The sequence below is a fragment of the Acinetobacter sp. 251-1 genome (assembly GCF_030329305.1).
Lineage (GTDB): Bacteria > Pseudomonadota > Gammaproteobacteria > Pseudomonadales > Moraxellaceae > Acinetobacter > Acinetobacter piscicola_A.
Genome location: NZ_JACANS010000002.1, coordinates 32,793 through 57,228 on the forward strand (window position 1 = coordinate 32,793; position 24,436 = coordinate 57,228).

Annotated in this window: 25 protein-coding genes; 11 read left to right on the forward strand and 14 right to left on the reverse strand. The window is 37.8% G+C overall.

Features of this window, described 5'->3' with window-relative positions; translation table 11 throughout:
* Nucleotides 1–208: 208 nt before the first annotated feature.
* Both alaS and HX129_RS01540 read right to left on the reverse strand, forming a co-directional pair.
* Complete coding sequence (alaS, locus tag HX129_RS01535) at nucleotides 209–2,902, reverse strand: alanine--tRNA ligase (RefSeq protein ID WP_171457445.1); 2,694 nt, start codon at nucleotides 2,900–2,902, stop codon at nucleotides 209–211.
* Between the two features lie 313 nt (nucleotides 2,903–3,215).
* Complete coding sequence (locus HX129_RS01540; protein WP_286433409.1) at nucleotides 3,216–3,740, reverse strand: hypothetical protein; 525 nt, start codon at nucleotides 3,738–3,740, stop codon at nucleotides 3,216–3,218.
* A 335-nt stretch (nucleotides 3,741–4,075) separates the two neighbouring features.
* Here HX129_RS01540 and gap point away from each other — a divergent pair, with 335 nt between their 5' ends.
* Nucleotides 4,076–5,104 (forward strand): type I glyceraldehyde-3-phosphate dehydrogenase, encoded by a 1,029-nt coding sequence (gene gap, locus HX129_RS01545; protein WP_174492965.1) that lies wholly within the window; start codon nucleotides 4,076–4,078, stop codon nucleotides 5,102–5,104.
* 45 nt (nucleotides 5,105–5,149) lie between these two features.
* Nucleotides 5,150–5,446: a hypothetical protein gene (locus HX129_RS01550; RefSeq protein ID WP_130072766.1), complete on the forward strand. Its 297-nt coding sequence runs from the start codon at nucleotides 5,150–5,152 to the stop codon at nucleotides 5,444–5,446.
* Between the two features lie 42 nt (nucleotides 5,447–5,488).
* Here HX129_RS01550 and HX129_RS01555 read toward each other — a convergent pair whose 3' ends face one another.
* The gene (locus HX129_RS01555) at nucleotides 5,489–5,788 is read right to left on the reverse strand and encodes an AzlD family protein (RefSeq protein WP_174492964.1); all 300 of its coding nucleotides are present in this window, start codon (nucleotides 5,786–5,788) and stop codon (nucleotides 5,489–5,491) included.
* Nucleotides 5,785–6,531, reverse strand: coding sequence for an AzlC family ABC transporter permease (locus tag HX129_RS01560; protein WP_130072764.1), 747 nt, complete (start codon nucleotides 6,529–6,531; stop codon nucleotides 5,785–5,787). Before HX129_RS01560 ends, HX129_RS01555 begins: the two co-directional genes overlap by 4 nt.
* Before the next feature lie 170 nt (nucleotides 6,532–6,701).
* Here HX129_RS01560 and HX129_RS01565 point away from each other — a divergent pair, with 170 nt between their 5' ends.
* From HX129_RS01565 to pgaD, 5 genes are all read left to right on the forward strand, one after another.
* Entirely contained in the window at nucleotides 6,702–7,157 is a 456-nt protein-coding gene (locus tag HX129_RS01565) for an Lrp/AsnC family transcriptional regulator (protein ID WP_174493603.1), read from the forward strand.
* A gap of 515 nt (nucleotides 7,158–7,672) precedes the next feature.
* Nucleotides 7,673–10,141 carry a poly-beta-1,6 N-acetyl-D-glucosamine export porin PgaA gene (gene pgaA / locus HX129_RS01570; protein WP_286435958.1) on the forward strand — a complete coding sequence of 823 codons (2,469 nt, stop codon included), beginning with the start codon at nucleotides 7,673–7,675 and terminating at the stop codon, nucleotides 10,139–10,141.
* Nucleotides 10,141–12,006, forward strand: coding sequence for a poly-beta-1,6-N-acetyl-D-glucosamine N-deacetylase PgaB (gene pgaB / locus HX129_RS01575; protein WP_130072762.1), 1,866 nt, complete (start codon nucleotides 10,141–10,143; stop codon nucleotides 12,004–12,006). The genes pgaA and pgaB overlap by 1 nt, the downstream gene beginning before the upstream one ends.
* On the forward strand, nucleotides 12,003–13,247 hold the full coding sequence (pgaC, locus tag HX129_RS01580; protein WP_286433401.1) for a poly-beta-1,6-N-acetyl-D-glucosamine synthase: 1,245 nt from the start codon (nucleotides 12,003–12,005) through the stop codon (nucleotides 13,245–13,247). Before pgaB ends, pgaC begins: the two co-directional genes overlap by 4 nt.
* Nucleotides 13,244–13,723, forward strand: coding sequence for a poly-beta-1,6-N-acetyl-D-glucosamine biosynthesis protein PgaD (gene pgaD, locus HX129_RS01585; RefSeq protein ID WP_130072760.1), 480 nt, complete (start codon nucleotides 13,244–13,246; stop codon nucleotides 13,721–13,723). The genes pgaC and pgaD overlap by 4 nt, the downstream gene beginning before the upstream one ends.
* Nucleotides 13,724–13,765: 42 nt before the next feature.
* Here pgaD and yiaA read toward each other — a convergent pair whose 3' ends face one another.
* From yiaA to HX129_RS01605, 4 genes are all read right to left on the reverse strand, one after another.
* A complete protein-coding gene (gene yiaA, locus HX129_RS01590) occupies nucleotides 13,766–14,257 on the reverse strand; it encodes an inner membrane protein YiaA (protein WP_130072759.1) in 492 nt (163 codons plus the stop codon).
* 215 nt (nucleotides 14,258–14,472) lie between these two features.
* Nucleotides 14,473–15,480, reverse strand: coding sequence for an LLM class flavin-dependent oxidoreductase (locus HX129_RS01595; protein WP_286433397.1), 1,008 nt, complete (start codon nucleotides 15,478–15,480; stop codon nucleotides 14,473–14,475).
* 206 nt (nucleotides 15,481–15,686) lie between these two features.
* Entirely contained in the window at nucleotides 15,687–16,202 is a 516-nt protein-coding gene (locus HX129_RS01600) for a hypothetical protein (protein WP_130072757.1), read from the reverse strand.
* 341 nt (nucleotides 16,203–16,543) lie between these two features.
* Nucleotides 16,544–16,966, reverse strand: a complete 423-nt coding sequence (locus HX129_RS01605; RefSeq protein WP_130072756.1) for a glycine zipper domain-containing protein — start codon at nucleotides 16,964–16,966, stop codon at nucleotides 16,544–16,546.
* A 493-nt stretch (nucleotides 16,967–17,459) separates the two neighbouring features.
* On the opposite strand from HX129_RS01605, the gene prfA reads away from it, so the two are divergent.
* From prfA to HX129_RS01620, 3 genes are all read left to right on the forward strand, one after another.
* Nucleotides 17,460–18,548 (forward strand): peptide chain release factor 1, encoded by a 1,089-nt coding sequence (gene prfA, locus HX129_RS01610; RefSeq protein ID WP_130072755.1) that lies wholly within the window; start codon nucleotides 17,460–17,462, stop codon nucleotides 18,546–18,548.
* The gene (gene prmC, locus HX129_RS01615; RefSeq protein WP_286433393.1) at nucleotides 18,548–19,366 is read left to right on the forward strand and encodes a peptide chain release factor N(5)-glutamine methyltransferase; all 819 of its coding nucleotides are present in this window, start codon (nucleotides 18,548–18,550) and stop codon (nucleotides 19,364–19,366) included. The genes prfA and prmC overlap by 1 nt, the downstream gene beginning before the upstream one ends.
* Before the next feature lie 308 nt (nucleotides 19,367–19,674).
* Nucleotides 19,675–20,286 (forward strand): glutathione binding-like protein, encoded by a 612-nt coding sequence (locus HX129_RS01620; RefSeq protein ID WP_180044755.1) that lies wholly within the window; start codon nucleotides 19,675–19,677, stop codon nucleotides 20,284–20,286.
* A gap of 75 nt (nucleotides 20,287–20,361) precedes the next feature.
* Here HX129_RS01620 and HX129_RS01625 read toward each other — a convergent pair whose 3' ends face one another.
* The 6 genes from HX129_RS01625 to HX129_RS01650 form a co-directional block, all read right to left on the reverse strand.
* Entirely contained in the window at nucleotides 20,362–20,802 is a 441-nt protein-coding gene (locus HX129_RS01625; protein ID WP_130072752.1) for a surface-adhesin E family protein, read from the reverse strand.
* A 177-nt stretch (nucleotides 20,803–20,979) separates the two neighbouring features.
* Nucleotides 20,980–21,765, reverse strand: coding sequence for a thiazole synthase (locus HX129_RS01630; protein WP_174492958.1), 786 nt, complete (start codon nucleotides 21,763–21,765; stop codon nucleotides 20,980–20,982).
* Nucleotides 21,766–21,779: 14 nt separating this feature from the next.
* Nucleotides 21,780–21,977 carry a sulfur carrier protein ThiS gene (thiS, locus tag HX129_RS01635; RefSeq protein WP_130072750.1) on the reverse strand — a complete coding sequence of 66 codons (198 nt, stop codon included), beginning with the start codon at nucleotides 21,975–21,977 and terminating at the stop codon, nucleotides 21,780–21,782.
* Nucleotides 21,978–22,014: 37 nt separating this feature from the next.
* Nucleotides 22,015–22,380, reverse strand: a complete 366-nt coding sequence (locus tag HX129_RS01640) for a DUF423 domain-containing protein (protein WP_286433389.1) — start codon at nucleotides 22,378–22,380, stop codon at nucleotides 22,015–22,017.
* A 147-nt stretch (nucleotides 22,381–22,527) separates the two neighbouring features.
* Nucleotides 22,528–23,397, reverse strand: a complete 870-nt coding sequence (gene rpoH, locus HX129_RS01645) for an RNA polymerase sigma factor RpoH (protein ID WP_130072748.1) — start codon at nucleotides 23,395–23,397, stop codon at nucleotides 22,528–22,530.
* A gap of 162 nt (nucleotides 23,398–23,559) precedes the next feature.
* Nucleotides 23,560–23,799: a sulfurtransferase TusA family protein gene (locus HX129_RS01650; protein WP_130072747.1), complete on the reverse strand. Its 240-nt coding sequence runs from the start codon at nucleotides 23,797–23,799 to the stop codon at nucleotides 23,560–23,562.
* A 391-nt stretch (nucleotides 23,800–24,190) separates the two neighbouring features.
* Between HX129_RS01650 and HX129_RS01655 the strand changes: the two genes are divergently transcribed.
* Nucleotides 24,191–24,403: a cold-shock protein gene (locus HX129_RS01655; protein ID WP_004822370.1), complete on the forward strand. Its 213-nt coding sequence runs from the start codon at nucleotides 24,191–24,193 to the stop codon at nucleotides 24,401–24,403.
* Nucleotides 24,404–24,436 lie beyond the last annotated feature (33 nt).

Below are 24,436 nucleotides of genomic sequence, written 5' to 3' on the forward strand. Positions count from 1 at the left end.
TCCTGTTAATGGCTGTGAATTCAAAAGAAATTCTAGTTTTACAGGTTGTTTTATGTTGATTTGATTATAAGCTGCAAAGATTACAATCATTTTTATCGACATAGTTAAAAGGTAAATTTCATATTGAAAAAAGTATTTTCAGTTTATATAAGGCTTTGAATGTAAAAGCATATACAAAGCCTTATTAAATTATGAAATATTCAACCGATTATTTTTCTGCAATCCAAGTACTTAAATTTGTCATTACAGTTGCTAATTGATCACTGTATGGCGCACCACCTTGTGCCAGATCAGGTTTACCACCACCTTTACCACCAAGCTCTTGACCTAGGTGTTTAATGATGTCGCCTGCTTTTACAGTTGAAGTGAATTCTTTTGCGACAGAAGCGATTAGGCTCACTTTATCAGCATCAATACCAGCAATGACAATAATGGCATGATCGAGTTTAGATTTCACACCATCATGTAAATTACGTAATGCTTTTGCATCAGTATTTTGTACAGTAGTAATTAAAGTTTTACGACCTGCGATTTCTTGCACTTGATTAAGCAATTCATCTGCTTGGAAGTTTGCCAATTTTTGATTCAATTGCTCAATTTGCTTTTGCAAACTTGAAGCATTAGCAGCTAAATGCTCAATTTTCTCAACCGTTTGGTCTTTTTGCGCTTTTAATAAGTCATTGATGTGAACAATATCCGCATCCAGTTTTTGTACAACTTCAAGTGCTTTGGTACCTGTCACAGCTTCGATACGACGTACACCCGCAGCAACACCGCCTTCAGACGTGATTTTGAAAAGACCAATATCACCTGTACGTTTTACATGGATCCCACCACAAAGTTCGATTGAGAAGTTTTTCTCATCTTTGCTTGTACCCATAGAAAGTACACGAACTTCGTCGCCATATTTTTCACCGAACAACATCATTGCGCCTTTTTCTTTCGCAGCTTCGATGTCAAGCAGTTCAGTAGAAACAGCAGTATTAGCAATCACTTCAGCATTGACAATACGTTCAATCTGCTGAATTTGTGCAAATGAAACAGGTTGGTCGTTGGCAAAGTCAAAACGTAAAATGTCAGACGCAACCAATGAACCTTTTTGTTGTACATGTTCGCCCAAAACTTGGCGTAAAGCAGCGTGTAAAAGGTGAGTCGCTGAGTGGTTACGTGCAGTGGCATCACGAATATCGGCTTTTACAATTGCTTCAACTGCTTGAGTTGCTTTTAAGCTACCCATGGTCACGATACCTTGGTGTACAAATGCGCCACCCGATTTTTTAGTATCTTGAACTTCGAAAATACCGGTATCGTTTTTGAAAATACCTGTATCACCGATTTGACCACCGCTTTCTGCATAGAAAGGTGTTTGGTTGAGTACGATTAAAGCTTCGTCGCCTTCAACCACTTCATCAACTTGTACGCCGTCTTTATAGATCGCAACGATTTGACCTTGACCTTGAGTTGCATCATAACCGTCAAATTGAGTTTCACCTTCAACTTTCACAATGCTGTTATAGTCAACGGCGAATTTGCCTGCATCACGTGCGCGTTGACGTTGTGCAGCCATTTCAACTTCAAAACCAGCTTCGTCAATTTCTAATTCACGTTCACGTGCGATGTCTGCAGTTAAATCCGTTGGGAAGCCGTAAGTATCATAAAGTTTAAATACTGTTGCACCCGGGATGACTTTACCTTTAAGGTTTGCAAGTTCACCTTCAAGCAATTTCAAACCTTGCTCAAGTGTTTTAGCAAATAATTCTTCTTCGCGGATGAGCGCAGTTTCGATGACTTGACGACGTTCAACCAATTCAGGGTAGGCTTCACCCATGACATTGATCAATGGTTGCAACATTTTGTAGAAGAATGTGCCTGTCGCGCCCATTTTATTACCGTGACGTACTGCACGGCGGATAATACGACGGAGTACATAGCCACGACCTTCGTTAGAAGGATTCACGCCATCAGCAATTAAGAAACAGCATGAACGTGCATGGTCAGCAACAACTTTAAGCGAAGCAGGATACTCTACAGGGGTATTATTTGCTTGCGCTGTTGCAACAGCTTCTGTCATATCGACGCCGATAATTTCAGCAGCATCTTTAAGTAAGTTTTGGAATAAATCGATTTCGTAGTTTGAATTTACATGTTGTAAAACCGCAGAAATACGCTCTAAGCCCATCCCTGTATCGACAGATGGAGCTGGAAGGTCATGTAAAACGCCATCAGCAGTACGGTTAAACTGCATGAATACGTTGTTCCAAATTTCGATATAACGGTCGCCATCTTCTTCAGGTGTACCAGGTAAACCACCCCAAATGTGGTCACCGTGGTCAAAGAAGATTTCTGAACATGGACCACATGGACCTGTATCACCCATTGCCCAGAAATTATCTGATGCGTATTTTTCGCCTTTATTGTCACCAATACGGATAATACGGCTTGCATCTAGACCAATTTCTTTGTTCCAAATGTCAAATGCTTCGTCATCTGTATGGTAAACAGTGGCATACAATTTATCTTTAGGCAGTGCTAACCATTCTTCGCCTGTGAGGAAATCCCAAGCAAAACGGATGGCATCACGCTTAAAATAATCACCAAAAGAGAAGTTACCTAGCATTTCAAAGAAAGTATGGTGACGTGCTGTATAACCGACGTTGTCTAAATCGTTATGTTTACCGCCTGCACGTACACATTTTTGTGATGTTGTTGCGCGTACATAGTCACGTTTTTCAAGACCTAAGAAACAGTCTTTGAATTGGTTCATCCCTGCATTGGTGAAAAGCAAAGTAGGGTCGTTGGCGGGTACAAGTGAACTCGACGCGACACGTGTATGTCCTTGCGATTCAAAGTAACGCAAAAATGCTTCACGTATTTCAGCAGTTGTCATAAAACGAGTACTCACAACCAAGTCACTCCTCAATTTCGTATTGGCTAAAAGTGTGTAGTAAAGTCTAACTTTTATGCTTCACTATACACGGGCTTAATTTTTTAAAACGCCAAATTATAACGGAAAAAGCTTGATCCACCAATGATTTTCAGGGGAATAAGTGTGATTTATAGTTAAAATCAACGATTGAGCAAAATTTATCACATACATGTCCAAGGTAAGGCGTGATAGTCAACTCATTGGTTCAGTGTTAAATATCGATTTGCAACAAATTTTTAGCTTTAAAATAATATTTTTTGCCATCAAATTTTAAAATTTTCGATTGTTTTTATTGAATGTTTTTGACATGACAGTTTTGCATATCCACATGAATATTTTCTATATTTTCATTGATTCGGAGATCAGCTAAACCGTGTGTTTTGGAGCGCAGTAAAATGAATTTTCTTTTGAGTTCAGAACGCTGAGCATCATCGCATTGATAAGGTGCTGAACTTGCTGACTGATCAGTGATGAAGTCTTGTAGAACCCATGTGATGGGTTGTGTCGGTTGTACGTGGAATAATTGTAAAGTTCGCGTTGAGCTATTTACACCGCCGATATGAATATCATTGAATGCTAAGCCAATCACATGCTGATTTTGAATATTTGAAAAAGCATTCACATCAAATTTGATATTTTGCAAGCGTGTTTGCGGGATAAGTATTTCGGGATGATGATAATGTTGAATGAGTTTTTGTTTTCGACGCTGGATTAGAAATAAATCAAGTTGATAATTTCCAGCGTTATCTGAAGCTTGATCTAGTGCTTGACTTAGAGCACAAGCAAAGCATGCTTTGAATTTATAATTAAACAATCTTGAAAATCTGGATTAAAACGGGCAACTTCTTTTTGATTAAGATAAGTTTTTGGATACGTGAGATGCTGATGAACTGATTTATTTCAAGAGTGCTACATCGTTGATAATGTGTTTGTGCATAAAGTGCTGAGCAGCAACTGAATGCTATGGTCATGACAAGAGGAGTGGTTATTTTCATTTTACGAGATCCTTATCTTTGGCTTAAAGTACACGTATTATTTAAGGTTTAAATTGATTTTAAATGGGATTGTTTGTATTTCGCTATATCTAAGCGTAGCGAAAATCCATTAACATAAGGCGGATACAAAGGTTTTCAATCCGAAGGAAAAACGATGCAACGTGTGGCAATTAATGGATTTGGGCGAATCGGACGAAATGTGTTAAGAGCGTGGTTTGAAAATCCAAAACCTTTTCATTTTGAAATTGTTGCGATCAATGATGTTGCCGATGTTGAAACCTTAGTCCATCTTTTTAAATATGATTCCACGCATGGGCGCTTTGATGGTGCGGTGAATGTTGAGCAAGAAAATGACAATGTTTTTCTATGTATAGACGCACGTCAAACCAAGCTTAGAGTACAAATTTTACAACAAGCCAAGCCTGAAAATTTACCGTGGCATAATTTAAACATAGATGTTGTGTTGGAATGTACTGGTTTATTCCGCTCGCGTGAAGCAGCAACTCAGCACATTCGCGCAGGTGCGAAACGTGTGATCATTGGCGCTGCACCATTTGATACGGTGGATGCCGCCATTGTCTATGGTGTAAACCATCATGATGTGAAAAAAACTGATCAAATCATTTCAAGTGTCTCATGTACTACGCAGGCACTTGTGCCTTTGGTGAAAATTTTAGATGATGAATTTGGCATTGACACCGCACTAATGACTGAAATTCATGCGGTTACTGCAGATCAATCTGTATTGGATCGAGCACATCGTGATTTACGTCGTGCAAGAGCTTCAGGACAAAATATTATTCCGACGACATCTTCGGCTTTGGGGGCATTAAAACAAGTGATGCCGAAAATGGAGAATCGTATTGATGGTTATTCGATTCGTGTACCGACCATTAATGTGGCAGCAATTGATTTGACCTTTACCACACCTTCAGACTTAAGCGCTGAATTAATTAATCAAAAGCTTACGGCTGCTGCAAAATATGATTATGCAGAAATTATGGCAGTGACCGATGAGCCATTGGTGTCGAGTGATTTTAATCATTCACCATATTCTTTGGTGGTGGACTTAACGCAAACGATGGTGGTTGGGCATCAAGCCAAAGTATTTGCTTGGTATGACAACGAATGGGGTTATGCAAATCGCTTATTAGATTTATGTGAGTCTTTTTATTTTAAATAAAGGCTTCATGCTTTTTAAAATAACTACACAATTTAGGGGGAATGTATGGGGATTCTTTTAATCAGTGTGGGGTTGGCATATTTGGCAATCCTTGTATTGTTATGGCAAGTAATTAGTTTAAAAAAGCAAGCACTTGAGACGGAAAAAGTATTGGCTGCACAAGAAAAACGCTTGATTCATCATGAGGAGCATTTGGCTAAAACTTTGAAAATTATGCATGATTTAGCCAATAATGTGCATGGTCAAAGTGAGTTATTAGAGCAGACCACCAGTAAAGTAAAAAATTTGGAAGGGCAAAATCGTGATTTGGTGGATTTAATTGCTAAAGTGATTAAACCATAAAGTGCCTTAAATATATTTATTTAAAGAGCGTGTAGGTCAGAACTAAACCCATATCAGTCGCAATAACGCCGCTGAAAACATACTGATAATAACTGTAGGCAATAACGAAAAGCGTGATGCAGCCAACAATGTAATCATGATTGCCATCAGATCGGCGGGATGATGACGTACAAAATAAGGTGCAATGACGGAGATGAGGACACAGCCGGGAACAACTTCCATAATTTTACGTTGCTTATGGGTCAAGGTTTTATTTTTTAACAGCACGTAGCCTAAAATACGTGTTAAATAGGTGGTGGCTGCAATAAATAAGATTGCAATTAATGTTGCTGAGTGAATCATTCATCATCTCCAATCAAAAAGAAAGCGGAAATAATGCCGCTGATTGCACCGACGGGAATATACCAACTTGAAGGTAAAAAATGATAGGCCAATGCTGCTGCAATTAAACTAACCAACCACGGACGCGCCGCACGTATGCCTTTCCACATGCCACGTAGTAAAACTAAAAATACCGCAGGAAATGCCATATCGAAACCAAAACGACTAATGTCACCAAACATGGGGCCGATCCATGCCCCTAAAGTGGTAAATCCGATCCACATCACATACAAAGCAAAACAAAGACCTGCGTAAAACATTAGACTAAATGCCTGTTGAACCCCCAGGCTCTTTTGCTTTTTTTGTGCATCTGCCAAGCCCAAAGCCCAACTTTCATCACACATGAAAAATAGGGCTGAAAAGGCAGTTTTATTGGGTAAATGGCGTAAATAAGGAACGAAGCTTGCCCCCATTAATAAATGTCGACTATTAATTAAAAAAGTAATAAACATCAACATAATAATATTCGGTGGATTAGTCCAAACTTCCAAAATGGCAAATTCAGACCCACCTGCAAAATTTAAACCTGTAAGTAAAGGTACTTCAAGGACTGAAAAACCTTTTTGTGTAGCTTGTGCACCGAGCACTAAAGCAAAAGGAATAATGCCAAGTAAGAGCGGGATTGAGACTTTTAGACCACGTAAAAACTCCCGGAAATGAGGTGAATAACTCAATGTTTTCGATGTGTTTTTGAACGTGAACATGGTAATGACTCAAGCAAGACAAAGCAGAAATAATTTTCAATGCATTATTTTATGCTAGTAAATATGAAATTTTTCGCTAAATTTTCTAAAATATTTTTAAAGATTGAAATATATTGCTTTAGAAAATAAAGTATAAGCAATAATATTTTAAAAAGTGAAGCTTGATGAAGTTGGATGCGATTGATCGAAGGATTTTGCAGACTTTGCAACAGGATGGAAAATTAACAAACAATGAACTCGCTGAACGGGTTGGGTTATCTGCATCACCCTGTTTACGCCGTGTCAAACAACTTGAGGATGCTGGCGTGATTCATCACTATGCAGCATTAATCGACCCACAAAAAGTCAATCTAGGTTTAACTGTGTTTGCACGTATTTGGCTCAAAGGGCAGGATGAAAAAACTGTCAATCATTTTATTGATTCTGTGATGGATATTCCCGAAATTGTGGAATGCCAATTGATGGCAGGTGATTGTGATTTCTTTTTGCGTATTGTTGTTACAGATTTAGATGCATATCGTAAATTTCAAATTCAACGTTTAAATAAAATCTCAGGGATTCAAAATGTGAAAACTGAAATTCCTTTGCAGAAAATCAAGCTGACTACAGCATTACCATTGGGTTAAATAGCCTAAGTAAATTTTTAATTTCTGCCGAAAAAGCGAATAATTAATCTGAGGTTCTCACTTGGTTATTAATTTTTGTAACATATCAATACGGTAAATATATTGTAAATATTTACCAAAAATATACCGATAGGTAAAATTTTTTTGTGCTTGATTTGCACAAAATAATTTATAAAAGTTTGTTTTTTATTATGAAATACATATTGTAATTCTGTTATCATAAAATGTGTTTGTCTTGGTTATGGTGATACTTCTTTTGAAGGGCTAATTTTTTAGCTTTATTGTGAAGTATTTATTAAGTATTATTTAAAATTTTTTATACAAATATATAGATAAGAATTACGTGAAAATATAAAATAAATTTTCCCTTAAAAGCTAAATAATCATAGCATCTTGATATGTAATTAATTTTTTTAAATCGACAAAAAAATAGTGTGAACATAAGTTAACAGCATATGATTTATATCTTTATAGAATTAAAACGATAAACAGTTCACATTTTAATTAGATCTATTATGCATAAGCCACGTTATTTTTTTCCTTTGGGTATGTTTTTTTATTTAGGTGTCAGTATAACTTATGCAGCAAACACACCTGATATGTTAAGAGAGCAGGCGGTACTACAAATAAAAAATGGTCAAACACAACAAGGATTAGTAGCACTGACAGAATTATTAAAACAATATCCTGATAATCAAAAGATGATTGCTGATTATTTAATGGTGGTTGCCCCGATTCATCAATTGGATGTTGTGACCTTATTGAATTTAACACAGCGGATTCAGCCAAAACAGTTTCCTGAGTATGCTCAGTTGACCGTGGTAAAATTATTACGAGATCAAAAACAATTTAGCCAAGCACTTTCTTTATTGCAGCAATTTGAGTCTGATCAAAAGCAAAATCAGAAGCAAGTAAATATTTTAAAAGCAATTTTATATAGTGAAAATAAACAAGCACCACAAGCTTATGAAATTTTAAAAACAATAGATTTAAAAGCGTTAACTGCAGATCAACTGATGCAGATTGCTTATAGTTATCGAATGATTAACCATCCTGCTGAGGCACTGCATGCAATTCAATATGCGTATGAAAAAAAGCCATTAGATCAAAATATTCAAAAAGAATATGTCAACAGTTTAATGGCATTGGGCAGTTATCAGCGTGCTGATGCCTTGATGAAGCAATATCCGAACACACTATGGGAAAGTCATTTAAGTCAGCAAATTCAGCTTGGACATTTGGCACAAGAAATGAATGCTGCGGTGAAGCGTCATCAATATTTGTCTGGTCGTGGTGAAAGTGATGCAGTCAGTTATGAAAAGTTAGATCGGATTTTGGTTGAAGCAGATCAGATTGCACAGCAGAATACATGGGTGCAGCCTTTTTTTAATCGTTTTTATTATGACTATTTATATGCGTTGAGTTATCGGGGGCGTTCGCAACAAGTATTACATATTTTAAGTCATGTGAATTTGCCTCCTGTAACAACTATGCCTCCTTATGTGCGTCAAGCCATTGCAGATGCGTATTTGGCACAACGTCAGGCTGCATCAGCAGAGCAGTTATATCGTACCTTGATTACTGAAAAAAATTATTCAGATATGTCGGTTTATAGTGCTTTTTATTATTCATTGATTGAACAAGAAAAATATGATCAAGCCAATCAATTGATTCATGAGATTGATCATTTATTGCCAACATTTCAGTATAGTCAAGCCAAAGGTGTGGATAAATCCGTACATACTGATCGTACGCAATATATTGGTTTGCGCGGCTTAAACTGGGCATATAGTAATCGTTTGGATATCGCTGAGCCCTACTTTGAAGGATTGGTGGAAAAGACTTCAAATACGGATGATGGGTTAAATCAGCTTTCCCAAATTCAGCGTTGGCGTGATAAACCTGAGCAAGCTGCCCAGACCTTGGCTCGTTTAAATGGTTTATTACCTGTGACCAAGCAAACTCGAATTAATCAGATGCAAAATGCACAGGCTTTGGGCAATATCCAAGATTGGCGACAGCTTAATGTGCAATTGAGCCAAGATTATCCAAATGATACAGGTGTGCTGAAAAGTCGCAAAGAGTTAGAAGATCGTGATCATGCCACGATTCAACACAGCAGTCGTTTTTCTCGTAGTCATGCAGACCAAAGTAATATTTCAGAAGGTTTAAAAGGGTCTCGTGATCGCGAGTTGAATACCACCATTTATACGCCGTGGTTTGCTGATAATTATCGTGCTTTTATTGAGCATCGTGATATTTGGGGAAAATATCGTCAAGGTGATTTAGAGCAGCAACGTTATGGTGTCGGGGTGCAATGGCAAGATCAACGCAAATCGCTCACTGTGACCGCATCGCAAAATAGTCATGCAGAGCAGCAAGGGATAGAAGCTGAATGGACGCATCAATTGAATGATCATTGGCAATATTATTTAAATGCCAATAGCCAAGCGGATATTCCATTACAAGCTGTTGAACTAGATAAAGAAGGATATTCTTTTGGTGGGGGTATTCGTTGGAAACAAAACGAATCTCGCCAAGCGGGCTTTGGCTACAACATGACCGATATTGATGATGGTAATTTAAGGCAAGAGTTTTCTGTGGATTATTCTCAGCGTATTTTTCTTCGTCCACATCACACCACAACTGCAGGTCTAAATGCATATTATGGGAAAAATCGACTGAATAATGTGTCTTATTTTAGCCCAAAACAAAGTGCTAGTGTGGGCGTGAATCTAACTCATGATTGGTTAACTTGGCGTGAATATGAACGCTCATTGACTCAACGCTTTGGCTTCGGTGTAGGTGTTTTTCAACAACAAAACTTTGACAGTAAACCAATCGCTGATTTGCAATATCAACATATATGGAAATTGTCGAGGACATGGGCTTTACGTTATGGCATAGGTTATGGCATTCACGCTTACGATGGTGAATATGAAAAACAAGTCTATGGCAATTTAGGTTTTGAGGGGCGTTTCTAATGAAAAATTTCAAGCAATTTTCGAAACAGCTTTCAAAATCAGTATTGATGAGTGCCTGTTTAGTGATATGTGGATCTGCTTTTGCAGATCAACCCTTAGCGCAGTTAATGGTTAAAGCTGAACAAAAGGTCTTTTTTGATCAGCAGCATTTTGTCAGTTTAACTTTTCATGATGTGCGAGATGATGTCCTGAAAGTTGGAGATCGAGATCCTTATGCAATAAGCACACAAAATTTGGTGCAATTTTTTGAGTGGTTAAAACGTTCGGATTGGCATCCTGTGAGTTTGAAACAGATTATGCAGGCACGCCAGGGAGGTACAGCTTTACCTAAAAATGCAGTGCTTATTAGCTTTGATGATGGTGCTTTAAGTCATTATAGTCGAGTATTTCCTTTGGTGAAGGAATATAAAATTCCCGTGGTCTTTGCATTGGTGACCAGTTGGATGAATGGCAATACCAAAGCCATTTATGAAGCCTATGGTCAAGGCAATGCAATGACATGGGATCAAGTACGAGAAATGCAAAAATCAGGATGGGTTGAGTTTGCCAGTCATTCACATGATTTACATCAAGGTATTTTAGCTAATCCGCAAAATAATCAACAACCTGCGGCAATTACACGACAATATTTAGCCGCATCAAAACGTTATGAAACACAGCAAGAATATGAGCAACGTCTTCTGCAAGATTTAAGAAAATCCAGAGAAATTTTGACTAAAGAAGTTGGGGTTGCTCCTATGGCCATCATTTGGCCTTATGGTGCAGTGAATGTTGAAACTGAAAAATTAGCGCAGCAAGCGGGGTTGCCATTGTCTTTTAGTCTAGGGACAGATGCAGTTAATCATGTGCAAGATGGCACTTTCCAACGGGGGTTGGCAGTGAATAATCCAAATTCAGAAGATTTGTATGAACAAATGACGGATTCTATTCACTACAAAGCTTTTACGCTGTATGAGCCAATTCGTGCGCTGAGTTTAGATTTAGGTCAGTTTTCACAAAACTATGCGCAAGCCGATCAGCAATTGGGACAAATTTTAGATTTAACCAATGCTTTAAAAAGTAATGCGTTGTTATTAAATGTCGTGGAAGACCAGGACCGAGATGGCGTATATGATTCAGCCTATTTCCCAAATCACGATTTGCCTGTCAAAGCAGATGTGCTAAATCGAACAGTTTGGCAAGCAAAAACAAGAATTTTTAATAGTGTTTATGCACAATTACCCTATGCTTTGGAACAGCAGAAAGCGCAGTTTTCAGTGCAACTAGCCACAGAATTGTTGAAAAATAATACAGGTTTAGATGGCATTATTTTAAATACAGATACAGCAGTGCAATGCGTTTTTCAGCGTGTGGAGACATCGTCTTGTGCTGAGCAACAAAAGCATCTGTTACAGACTTTAAAACATTTAAATCAAAATGCTGCTCGTTATTCTAATATCAGTAATCCATTTAAATTGGGCTTGCAAGTGCAACTGTCTGAACTGAAGTCGGACAAATTGTTGGCATTTCTTAATCAATATCATGATCAGGTTGAGCTATTTAATTTTGAATTAGACAGTATTCGTCAACCACAAACTTTTAAACAATTTATACAGCAAGTTCAGTCGTTGAATGCAGAGCAAAAAGCCAAAATAATGGTGACTTTGGTGTTGGATTCAGTACAAACAGAACAAAATTGGCAGAATATTCAAGCCAACTTTTTAGTATTGCAACGGATAGGTATTCAAAAGTTGGCAGTAAATCGTTATGACTTAAATAACGCAGCCAAAATTCAAACCTATTTATATACACCATTAAGTTTGAACCAAAGTCCATTGACCTATCGCAATCCCTTTATTTATACAACGAAAGGGAAGTCGCCATGACCATCATTGAGTATTTATTTCTTTTTGCTTTTTTATATCCTCTCGTGATGGCTTGGACGTGGATGATTGGTGGCTTATGGTTTTTCTTTAAACGAGAATACAAACAAAACCAATTACCTGAGATTTCCCAACAAGGCTGTAGCATTATTATTCCATGTTTTAATGAGGAAGCCCAAGTTCGAGAAACCATTCGCTATGCTTTACAAACACAATATCCAAAATTTGAAGTGATTGCGGTGAATGATGGTAGTTCTGATCGTACCGCAGAAATTTTAGATGAGTTAGCACAGCAATATCCGAGTTTGCGTGTGGTACATCTCGCTGAAAATCAAGGTAAAGCGTTTGCTTTACGTTCAGGCATGATGGTCAGTCAGTTTGAGTATTTAATTTGTATTGATGGTGATGCATTGTTGCATCCACATGCTGCAATTTGGATGATGTACCATTTGACCAAATTCAATCGTGTGGGTGCTGTTACAGGTAATCCACGTATTCTAAATCGTTCTAGCATTTTAGGAAAACTACAAGTAGGTGAGTTTTCATCCATTATTGGTTTGATTAAACGTGCGCAACGAACCTATGGACGTATTTTCACAGTGTCAGGGGTGATTGCAGGCTTTCGTAAAACAGCATTAGAACAGGTGGGTTTTTGGTCAGATGATAAGATCACGGAAGATATAGATATTTCTTGGAAAATCCAATTAGCACAATGGGATATTCATTATGTGCCAAATGCGCTGTGCTATATCTATATGCCTGAAACGTTTACGGGCTTATGGAAACAGCGTGTACGTTGGGCGCAAGGTGGTGTTGAAGTACTGCGTAGTTATTTCCCGAAACTTTTTAAAATCAGTGCATTAAAGATGTGGCCTGTGGCTTTGGAAGCATTGATGAGTATGGTTTGGGCTTATGTTATTTTGCTTATTATTATTGTGTTTTTTGTAGGTTTATTCTTCAGTTTGCCTGAAGCATGGTATATAAAATCATTACTTCCACAATGGTATGGCGTGATTCTAGCCATTACCTGTCTGATCCAATTCTTCATCAGTTTATATATTGATAAACGCTACGATGATCGTCGGTTTTTTAGAAATTATTTTTGGGTGATCTGGTATCCCTTATTTTTCTGGCTTTTAGGGGCAGCAACCACAATTGCTGCTGTACCAAAGGCATTATTTGCGCAAAAAAAGAGAGCGAGATGGGTCAGTCCAGATCGTGGTTTTAGAGGAGATGATGTATGAGTGATTTCCAATCAAATATAATTACAGATGAGTCTAAGCTCGATATTCCTGAATATATTGACCAACCTCATTATGTGAAAAATAAAGCAATGCATTATACCTTGCAAATGATGGGGTGGATGCTCTGGACGCTGCTATTATTGCCTTTGGTCACGGCCATTTTATGGGTTTATCAGGTTAAATTGATTAAAAATTATATTTTTGCTGAACAAATTTATGTGCAATTATACAATTTTGCTTGGTTGGCATTGATTGTTATGCTGTGCTGTGCCTCTTTGTTGCTGTGGGCAAGTTATAATTGGTTACGCTATCGCAAAACTAAAGATCCTAAAGTGTTAAATGTGACTCAGTCTACTTTGGCAGAGGACTTTTTAATCAGTACAGATGAATTATCAAAAATTCAAAAATCTAAAAGTATCGTACTGCATTATGATGATGAAGGTGTATTGTCTGATTATGAGTTGAAAAAAGCATAAATGGATTCAATAAGAGGTGCGAAAAGCACCTCTTATTTAGCGTTAAAACTTTTCATCACTATAAATATCTTTTGTAGATTCAATGGCCTTATGATTTTCCTCTAAAATTTTCGTGGTGAGTTCGGGTGCATTTTTATTACGAATATATTCTAAATCTCGAATATTTTTTTGTACCGCCACAGCACCAAATAAGCTCAGTAAAAAAGCCATAATATAAAAACCTTTTTCACTTAAGAGTAGATTTGCATTCCATAAACCCATGGCTAAAAGTACAATGCAAATGATCACCGATGCCCAACATAATCCAAAATAAATAGGTGTGACGTGCATACCTTCAAGTCGATCACGGATAATTTTTTGTAATGAAACTGCTGAAAACAAACCATATAAAATCAGAATTAAATAATAACCTTTTTCATTCAGTAACATATCTGCATTAAATAATCCCACCATATAGGCAACCGCACCTGCAAGTAAGGCAACCCAACTTGCAGCAATAAAAGCTGGGGTTGGTTTATTGATGAATTGATCCATTGTTATTTTCCTTATCGCTTTTACTGTTTTATATCATTCATTATGCTAAAAGGAAAAGGGATGGCAAATTGTTTCAAATAAAAGGGCATGAAATTTAAAAATAAACGGCTCAATTTTTTGTTTACGATTTTATTTTTCAGCTTTTAAAACATGGATATAAAAATAGCCATACAATGATGGCTATTTTGAGTCTAAACCTAAAAGATCAGTATCATCTATAAAGATGTTTTTATGTTCATCAATAAACTGAAGTTGTCTAAACGTTTTTGTGTGTCATAGATGTCACAAGTAAAAATAAACTCATCGACCTCATACTGTTCTAGTAAATTTTCTAAGCCTTGTTTGACTGTAGTGGGTGAGCCAATTTGTGCCATTGCTAAAAAGTTTTGGACAGCCATTTTTTCTGCAACAGACCAACGACCTTCCATACTTTCTACAGGTGGTTTGAGTTTAATGCTCGGTGCACCTGTCACAAGATTTTGAATACGTTGGTAAACACTGGTTGCCAAATATTCTGCTTCAGCATCTGTTTCAGCGACCACCGTCGGTACACCCATCGATACATAAGGTTGATCTAGATAAGCCGATGCTTGGAAATTATCTCGATATAGTGCAATCGCTTGTCCTAACATACGTGGTGCAAAGTGTGAAGCAAAAGAGTAGGGCAGTCCTAGTCGTGCAGCAAGTTGTGCGCTAAATAAACTTGAGCCTAATAACCAAACAGGCACATGCGTCCCTTGTCCAGGAGTTGCTGTGATGCGTTGATGAGGTTGAGCATCAGCAAAATAACTTAAAATTTCCACCACATCATTGGGGAATTGTTCTTCAGTTTCTTGGCGACCACGGCGTAAAGCACGCATAGTAACTTGGTCTGAACCTGGCGCACGACCTAAACCCAGCTCAATGCGGTTGGGATAGAGTGTTGCTAATGTTCCAAACTGTTCAGCGACGACTAAGGGGGCATGGTTAGGGAGCATAATGCCTCCTGAACCCACTTTTAAGCTGTGGGTATTTGCAAGGAGATAACCTAATAATACTGCTGTTGCAGAGCTAGCGATCCCATCCATATTATGATGTTCTGCGAGCCATAAACGATCATATCCCAATTTTTCTGCATGCTGTGCCAGTTCAAGTGCATGATGAAGTGAAAAAGCCACGTCCTGATTTTCACGAACAGGGGCTAATTCTAAGATGGAAAATTGGGTATTTTTTAAAGATCGCATTGGCATACTCAAAACAGGATATATCGAAATAATACGATATAAAAAACAGTTTGCATATCGAAAATATTCGATATTAAAAAATATTTACAAAATCTAAAGTGAGATGCCTATAAATAAAAAACCTAGAAAATCGGCTTGTGATCCAATTTTCTAGGTGAAAACTTAAAACGTGTTTTTAAAAATAAAATGTATGATGGATGATTTGATTAGTCGCGATGTTTATGTTTGTAATGACCTAAATGACGACCATTGTCATGGCGGTAGTTTCGGTCATTATAACGGTAGTTGCTACCACGATAGCCTCGATCGTTGTAACGGCGATCATAACGATCATTATCGTATCGGTCATCATAACGGCGGTCTTCACTGACTTTACGTCCTAAAGTTGAACCACCTGCTGCGCCTAAACCTGCACCAACATAGCCACCTGTTGAACCTGCCACATTACGACCAACACTATAACCACCTGCACCACCTAATGCACCACCAATGGCAGCGCCTGTACGGTCACGGCGGTTACTTGATGCTGCCGCACCGCCTGCACCACCGAGTGCAGAACCAATCATTGCACCTGTGCTACCACCCATTTGGTTACCGATTGCAGCACCAACGACACTACCTAGGCCAGAAGAAAGGGCAACCCGTGTGCCATTGTCTGCATGTGCGGTGGTCATTAAGGTTGCTGCAAGTACAGTTGCACCAATCATTGCATGTAATTTCATGTTCAAACTCCTTCTCGAAGCTTATCTAAATTTTTAACTTGAGCTTAATTTACCGAACAACTGCGGTGTGATTATGAATGTCGTTGTAATGAAATGGATGCAAAGCGTAAACAATTTGTAACTTTTATTCATTCATCGTTAATTTTTAGCAATGGGGGAGCTTAAGCATCAAAATATTTTAAGATTAAACTGTTTAACTTTGCAGAGTATGGCTAGGGAAATAATTTCTAAATATTTAGATATAATAAAATTTTTGCAATAAACCGAGATGATCTGTGTAATATTTTAAGACAATAAAAAAAGCACCTAAACTTAGGTGCTTATAACTTAATTCTACAGGCTTAGCGATGATGTCTACGATATTTACGGTTGTATTTACGATCATCATAATGGCGGTCTTCTGATACTTTTTTACCTAGAACAGAACCGCCCGCAGCACCTAAAGCCGAACCAATATAACCGCCTGTTGAGCCACCCACATTTTTACCAACAGTATAGCCACCTACACCGCCTAAACCACCACCGATTGCAGCAGCAGTACGGTCACGCTTATTGGTTGCTACGGCAGCACCGCCTGCACCACCGAGTGCAGAACCAATCATTGCACCCGTATTACCGCCCATTTGTTTACCAATAGCAGTTCCTGCCACGCTACCTAATGCAGAAGTTGCAGCAATACGAGTTGAGTTGTCAGCATGGGCACTTACTGTAAAAACTGAGGTTACTGCTAAAGCAGAACTTAATAATAATGCATTTAATTTCATGTCTTGCTCCATGTCCTGAGGTGGACAGCTCTATATCTCTATTCGATGAGGTAAATGTAACAAAAGGCGACATGGAAAATATGGAGAAGATTTCCCTTTATGAAGGTGTTTAGTATCTGAATGTATGCTTTCTATTAAAATTGTGCTTTAAAATGGCATATTTTGCGAAATGATGTAGAAAGGATGAATTAAATTGTCCGATTTTAAGCCAAATTTAAAAATGCTGTAGATTTAGACATGAAATAAATATCGACTTTGCATTGAGTCTTGGTTTTTTCAGTTACAACCCTCCATTTAGAGAGTGTATTCTTGATGGAGGGCCATAAAAATATTTATCTTATGAAAAATAAACAGAAGTTGAGTTTGCTGTGTCATTTAAAAGCGAGAATCGTTAAACTAGGCACAATTTTTAAAATGTCTTACCGTATTTATTCTGATACTGCATATTATCGTCAATGAATTGGGGTAAGCTTAAGCTTGAGATTTTAGTTAAATGAAAGAGTCGTTACGTTTACGATTAGACCAATTGTGTGATCGACACGAAGAATTAGAGGCTTTACTTGCCGATGTGGAAGTGATTTCAGACAACAAACGTTTTCGTAACTTGTCACGTGAACATAATGATTTGACTGAAATTACCAATGTTTGGAAAAAATATAAACAAGCTGAAGAAGACATTGTTACGGCTGAGGAAATGACTTCAGATCCTGACTTTAAAGACATGGCAATTGAAGAAATTAAAGAAAATAAAGCATTGATTGAGTCTTTAGAAGCGGATCTGAATATTTTAATGATTCCTAAAGATCCCAATGATGCCAACTCAGCCTATTTAGAAATTCGTGCGGGAACAGGTGGTGATGAAGCAGCCATTTTCTCGGGTGATTTATTTCGTATGTATAGTAAATATGCTGAAACACAAGGTTGGCGTATTGAAATCTTGTCTGAAAATGAAGGCGAACATGGCGGTTATAAAGAGGTTATTTGCCTGATTAATGGTGAAGGCGTGTATGGTCGCTTAAAATTTGAAAGTGGTGCACATCGTGTGCAACGTGTTCCTGCGACAGAATCTCAAGGGCGAGTACATACGTCTGCATGTACGGTTGCGATTTTACCTGAAATTGATGTAGATACGACTGTAGAAATTAACCCATCCGAATTACGTATCGATACCTATCGTGCGTCAGGTGCGGGTGGTCAGCACATTAACAAAACCGATTCTGCAGTGCGTATTACCCATATTCCAACAGGTACAGTGGTGGAATGTCAGGATGAGCGTTCACAGCATAAGAACAAGGCTAAAGCGATGGCTCTATTAGTTTCACGTTTGGAAAATGCAAAACGTGCGGCTGCAGATGCTGCAACCTCAGAAATGCGCCGTGACTTGGTCGGTTCAGGTGACCGTTCTGAACGTATTCGTACTTATAACTATCCACAAGGTCGTATGACAGATCATCGTATTAACTTAACTTTATATAAGCTAGATGCAGTAATGGAGGGTGATTTGACAGAGTTACTTGATAGTTTACATCGTGAATATCAAGCAGATCAGTTGGCACTTCTTGCTCAGCAGAACGGTGGCTAATGAATATCGCACAAGCGCTTGCTTTACGTGGTGAGCCAGAAAGCTATGAGCGTCAAGAAAATGCGTGGTTGCTTGAACACATTACCAAAATTGATTCTTTTGATTTGGTGATGAAAAAAGAGCAAGAACTGACAACAGAGCAGGAACAGCAATATGTTGAGGGTTTAAAACGTATTACGGATGGTGAGCCTTTAGCATACGTTACAGGTTCACAGCCATTTTGGACTTTAGATTTAACCGTGACTAAAGATACTTTAGTGCCACGTCCTGATACTGAAGTGTTGGTGGAAACGGTATTACATCTTGATGTCCCTGAAGATGCACGTATTGTTGATTTAGGCACAGGAACGGGCGCAATTGCTTTATCTTTAGCGAGTGAACGACCTGAATGGTCTGTGATTGCGACAGATATCTATGAGGCAACTTTAGAGGTTGCATTGTCTAATGCGAAAAAGCATGATTTAACACATGTGAAATTTTATTTAGGCAATTGGTTTGAAGCGCTTAATCGTCAATATTTTGATGTGATTGTATCGAATCCGCCTTATATTGATGCAGATGATGTGCATATGCGTGATTTAGCATCAGAACCTGAGCGTGCTTTGGTCGCAGCAAACCAAGGCTTAGCAGATATCGAGCTTATCATTAAACAGGGCAAAAATTGGTTAACTCATCAAGGTTGGATTGCTTTAGAACATGGTTATGATCAAGCTGAGGCGGTACAAGGCATTTTCCAAAAATATGGATTTAAAGAAATCCGTACCGTGAAAGACTATGGTGGAAATGACCGTGTCACTTTGGCGCAGTGGCAAAATTAAATCCTGATTGAATTAGCGTTTCATGTCTCCTCAAGATATAAAAAAGCAGAATTTAAATGATTCTGCTTTTTTATGATCGACCTTTCTAGAACTTCAAAGTATTTCATTAATTTTAAAGAAACGTATGTTAAAACATCGATTAGTCTAATACGGCAAACTTTGACTTGAAAAAAACTTCATTTTGCTGAATATTCAAAGTGTAGCCGAATTTATAAAATTTACGCTTATTTGCAATTTTCATGTTTTATCCCTTGAAATTGCGGTATAAGCCTTTTAAAACTGAAACAATCATATAACAAGGATTAGATATGAAGTTGTATTATTCTCCAGGTGCGTGTTCTTTAGCTGCTCATATTTTACTCAATGAAATTAATGTTGATTTTGATCTAGTACGTGTTGATTTAAAAACACACACGACTGAAAAAGGTGCAGATTATTACGAAATTAATCCTAAAGGCTATGTTCCAGCATTAGAAATTAATCCCGGCTTGATCTTAACTGAAAATGTCGCCATTCTTCCTTTTATTGCACAACATGATGCAGGGCAAGATTTGATTCCACCCTCAGGTTTGGGGCGTGCGAAAGTTTTGGAGTGGTTGGGGTATCTAAACTCAGAATTACATGATGAATATGCAGTGTTTTTTAATCCGGCTGTGTCTGAAGAGGAAAAACAGCGTGGTTATGCAACCCTAGATAAAATGTTGAAATATATTGATGATTATTTGGGTGATTCTGAGTACGATTATTTGGTGAATGATCGTTTTGGACCTGCGGATGCTTATTTATTTGTCCTAACCAATTGGTCGAATGTGATTCATCATGACTTAACACCATTTAAAAATATCGTTGCACTACGCAACTTAGTTGCTGAACGTCAATCAGTACAAATTGCGATGCGTGATGAAGGTTTAATTCCTTGATTAATCCATACAAAAAATAAAAAAAACAGCCTAAACAGGCTGTTTTTTTATTTATGATTAGATGATGAAGACTGACTATTCATCATTTGGGTTCATGCGACCTTGTTTAATCTCATTGGCGAGACACAGAGATTCGAGAATGCTTTCTCCAATTGTTTCAGGAATTGCATATTGCATATTGACTGAATAAGGTTGATAGCTTTGACCAAAAACTTTGTCTTTTTTATATTTAGTTTGTGTGATAGTACCAAATTTTTGTTCATTACAATCTGCTTGATAAAGCGTCATATAATAGTCGCCGACTGCAAGACCATCTTGGGTGAGATCATTAAAAATAACTGACTTAAGCCATCCTTGTACAAGGGTTTGATTATATTGTTTCTTTTCTTTGATGCTTGGTACATTCAGATATAAATGGCTTTCATCACTTGAGGTTATGCGTATCCAATCATTTGCATAAGAAAGTGCTGGAATGAGTAATGAAATGCCAAAAATTGCATATTTAATTGAACTCACTTGATCCCCCGATTGTGAATTTTAAATTAATAATATAATGATATGTATATGATATTTTAACAGTTAGTGAAAATTTTAAATAGATAGAATGATTTGAATAAATTAAAAAAGGCTACCAAAGTAACCTTAATCGTTTTGCTAAAATTTATAATGCTTTCAAGCATCTTATTTAGTCTTTTATTTAAAGAAATAACCCGTTTCAGGCGAGCTAGCATTTGCCATACGTTTACGTGGCATACGACCTGCAAGATAGGCTTCACGACCTGCCTCAACCGCTTTTTTCATCGCAGATGCCATTAAGATCGGATTCTGCGCTGCAGCAATCGCTGTGTTCATGAGCACACCATCACAACCTAATTCCATGGCAATCGCAGCATCACTAGCAGTACCGACACCAGCATCGACTAAAACAGGTACTTTGGCATTTTCTTTGATGATGGAAATGGTGTGTGGGTTTAAGATCCCTAAACCTGAACCAATCAAGCTGCCTAAAGGCATAATGGCAACACAGCCCATGCTTTCAAGTTCTTGCGCTACAATAGGATCATCAGAAGTATAGACCATGACTTCAAAACCATCTTCAACTAAAGTGCGGGCAGCTTCAAGCGTTGCAGTTACATTGGGATAAAGTGTTTTTTCATCACCTAGAACTTCAAGTTTAACCAAATTGTGACCATCAAGCAGTTCGCGTGCAAGCATACAGGTACGCACAGCGCTGTTAGCATCAAAACAACCTGCAGTGTTGGGTAAAATGGTATATTTTTCAGGTGGAATCACAGACAGTAAATTGGGTTGGTTAGGATCTTGACCAATATTGACGCGGCGAATCGCTACCGTCACGATTTCTGCACCACTGGCTTGAATGGCTAAATCTGTTTCATTTAAATCTTTATATTTGCCTGTGCCGACCAAAAGGCGAGAATTAAATGTACGAGAACCAATAATAAGGGGAGAGTCTTGCATGGGGATGCTCCGAATTAGCCGCCACCGACAGCGTGAATAATTTCAATTCGATCTTGATCAGCGATGGGGGTTTGCTCAAGTTTGCTTTTAGCAATGATCATTTCATTTTTTTCTACGGCAAAACGTTTACCTTCAAGTGCGAGCGCTTGAATGAGTTGCTGTAAATTTTCACAATTTGTCTGTTGCGCTTCGCCATTTAAAAATATTTGCATGATGCGTCCATATCTATTTTATTTCAACGAGATGTGCTTAATTTCCATGTTTGAGCGCATGCCATGCCAGTAGCAACCAACCTGCGATCATGAGTGCGCCACCAATGGGAGTAATTGCACCTAAAATACGGGGTAAGCCCAAAGCCATAACATACAGTGAACCACAAAAGAAAAAAATCCCAACTTGAATGAGAATAAAGCTCATTTTAATGGGTAGGGCAGGAAGCACTTTGCTGATTATACCTAAAGCCAATAAGCCAAGTGCATGATAGAAAAAATAATCAGTTGCCGTTTGCCACCAAGCCAATTGTTCAGGCGAGGCGATTTTTTTTAAACCATGCGCTCCAAATGCACCTAGCATGACAGCAATAGCAAGATTGAGTGCTGAAATTGCGATCCACATAAACCAAGGTCATCTCAAAGAATTTGCACGTTACCTTAACATAATTTAGCAAGAGAATTGCGCTTAAAATACAGTACAAAGACTATTTTTAGTTGAAATCATAGGCAAAATAAAAAGGGCAATTCGCCCTTTTTATTGATGGTTACTTTAATTTGATGACATTGCCACTTTGATTTTTTCCATGGCATTTTTTTCTAACTGACGAATACGTTCCGCAGAAACATTATATTCGGCAGCAAGTTCATGCAAGGTTGATTTATCGTCATCTAACCAACGGCGTTGTAAGATATTACGTGAACGATCATCAAGCTGTTCCATCGCATCATGTAATGCAGATGTGCTTTGTTCTTCATAATCTTCTTCTTCGATCAAACGGGCAGGATCATAACGGTTATCTTCAAGATAAAGCGCTGGAGCAACATGGGTTGAACCTTCATCGTCGTCATCACCTTGTGCTTCAAAAGCAGCATCGTATGCCGTTAAACGACCTTCCATTTCTAGGACTTGTTCTGGCGTAACATTCAAGTCATTGGCAATGGATTTTGCCTCTTCTAGCGTGAGTTTTTTACTCGATTTTTTTAAGCTACGTAAATTGAAAAAGAGTTTACGTTGTGCCTTGGTTGTTGCTATTTTGACAATACGCCAATTACGAATAACATATTCGTGAATTTCAGCTTTAATCCAATGCACTGCAAAAGAAACTAAACGCACTCCCATATTCGGGTCGAAGCGTTTAACAGCTTTCATTAAACCTAAGTTACCTTCTTGAATCAGGTCACCTTGTGGCAAGCCATAGCCTGCATAGCTACGGGCAATATGGACGACAAAACGTAAGTGTGACATCACTAACATTTTGGCTGCATCTAAATCTTGATCATAAAAATAACGCTCAGCCAACTCTTTTTCTTGTTCGGCTGTCAAAATTGGAATTTGGTTGACAGTGCTGATATAAGCACCCAGATTTACACCTGGCGCAGATAAGGACAGGGGCATCAATTGATTGCTGCTGTCACTCATGAGTTCTCCTTATAGGATAATAGTGGTAATACCATGGCTTTCATCTTAATTGTATTTGCATTCATAATTAAGGAAAATTGGGTATAGAAATGTAAACTTTTATTCAATTATACAAGTATTAACGCAAAATATTGAATATTTATGAATTAAAAATGAAAAGACTTAAACTCTGATTAAAAAATGAAACTCATTTTCTGAAATTTGTTTGAATTGGCATTGTAATTGATGCAGCTCACAATACCGCAAAACATCAATTTCACTGTGTGGATCAGAGGCTTTTAACAAAATATTTTGATTATTTTGTAAACTTTTTAATTGCTTTTTAAGCAACAACAGTGGCATAGGACAAGGCTTACCCATGGCATCGACACTGATCACAGAAGAGTCAAAATTTTCAGACATTTTTTGAGCAATAACATTTATCTATCAACAATATTTGAGTGTAACAAAGAAAACGGATTTGCCCAAAGTATTAATTTATTTACTTCCATAAATCAGCGTTTATAGAGACTTGTGGGATTAAGTGATAAAAATGTGAAAATATTTATCTTATAATTATCTAAAAAAATTCTATTAATTGTGATTCACCCATGTTAAGCTCGTTGCGTACTTTAAGAGAGGGACGGTGAAAACTGTTTGCTCTCCTTTATTACAAGTGGATGTAACCGGGATTTTGTTAATAGTCTTACAGAATGATTACAAGCTTTGAAATTACAAGAAATTTTAAACTTTGTTTGCTCTGCTGTTTGCAACACCGGGTGGTCCTTTTTTCTAAATAACTGAGGATTAACTTATGACAGCTCGTGAACAAGGCGTTGTTAAATGGTTCAATGATACTAAAGGTTTTGGCTTTATTCAACGCGCTGGTGGCGATGACGTATTCGTACACTTCCGTGCAATTCAAGGCGACGGTCACCGTTCACTACGTGACGGTCAACGTGTTGAATTTAGCGTTGTTCAAGGTCAAAAAGGTTTTCAAGCTGAAGAAGTTCAGCCTTTAGACTAATTCTTAAGTTTGTAGAAACTTAAGTGGCGCTCC

Coding starts and splice junctions, on each gene's coding strand:
- pgaC (WP_286433401.1), top strand. CDS start 12,003: ATGACCATCATTGAGTATTTATTTCTTTTTGCTTTTTTATATCCTCTC.
- HX129_RS01640 (WP_286433389.1), bottom strand. CDS start 22,380: ATGTGGATCGCAATTTCAGCACTCAATCTTGCTATTGCTGTCATGCTA.
- rpoH (WP_130072748.1), bottom strand. CDS start 23,397: ATGAGTGACAGCAGCAATCAATTGATGCCCCTGTCCTTATCTGCGCCA.
- gap (WP_174492965.1), top strand. CDS start 4,076: ATGCAACGTGTGGCAATTAATGGATTTGGGCGAATCGGACGAAATGTG.
- HX129_RS01655 (WP_004822370.1), top strand. CDS start 24,191: ATGACAGCTCGTGAACAAGGCGTTGTTAAATGGTTCAATGATACTAAA.
- HX129_RS01595 (WP_286433397.1), bottom strand. CDS start 15,480: ATGCGATCTTTAAAAAATACCCAATTTTCCATCTTAGAATTAGCCCCT.
- HX129_RS01555 (WP_174492964.1), bottom strand. CDS start 5,788: ATGATTCACTCAGCAACATTAATTGCAATCTTATTTATTGCAGCCACC.
- HX129_RS01560 (WP_130072764.1), bottom strand. CDS start 6,531: ATGTTCACGTTCAAAAACACATCGAAAACATTGAGTTATTCACCTCAT.
- HX129_RS01630 (WP_174492958.1), bottom strand. CDS start 21,765: ATGCAAGACTCTCCCCTTATTATTGGTTCTCGTACATTTAATTCTCGC.
- HX129_RS01600 (WP_130072757.1), bottom strand. CDS start 16,202: ATGAAATTACATGCAATGATTGGTGCAACTGTACTTGCAGCAACCTTA.
- HX129_RS01605 (WP_130072756.1), bottom strand. CDS start 16,966: ATGAAATTAAATGCATTATTATTAAGTTCTGCTTTAGCAGTAACCTCA.
- pgaB (WP_130072762.1), top strand. CDS start 10,141: ATGAAAAATTTCAAGCAATTTTCGAAACAGCTTTCAAAATCAGTATTG.
- HX129_RS01550 (WP_130072766.1), top strand. CDS start 5,150: ATGGGGATTCTTTTAATCAGTGTGGGGTTGGCATATTTGGCAATCCTT.
- pgaA (WP_286435958.1), top strand. CDS start 7,673: ATGCATAAGCCACGTTATTTTTTTCCTTTGGGTATGTTTTTTTATTTA.
- HX129_RS01650 (WP_130072747.1), bottom strand. CDS start 23,799: ATGTCTGAAAATTTTGACTCTTCTGTGATCAGTGTCGATGCCATGGGT.
- thiS (WP_130072750.1), bottom strand. CDS start 21,977: ATGCAAATATTTTTAAATGGCGAAGCGCAACAGACAAATTGTGAAAAT.
- pgaD (WP_130072760.1), top strand. CDS start 13,244: ATGAGTGATTTCCAATCAAATATAATTACAGATGAGTCTAAGCTCGAT.
- prmC (WP_286433393.1), top strand. CDS start 18,548: ATGAATATCGCACAAGCGCTTGCTTTACGTGGTGAGCCAGAAAGCTAT.
- HX129_RS01620 (WP_180044755.1), top strand. CDS start 19,675: ATGAAGTTGTATTATTCTCCAGGTGCGTGTTCTTTAGCTGCTCATATT.
- yiaA (WP_130072759.1), bottom strand. CDS start 14,257: ATGGATCAATTCATCAATAAACCAACCCCAGCTTTTATTGCTGCAAGT.
- prfA (WP_130072755.1), top strand. CDS start 17,460: ATGAAAGAGTCGTTACGTTTACGATTAGACCAATTGTGTGATCGACAC.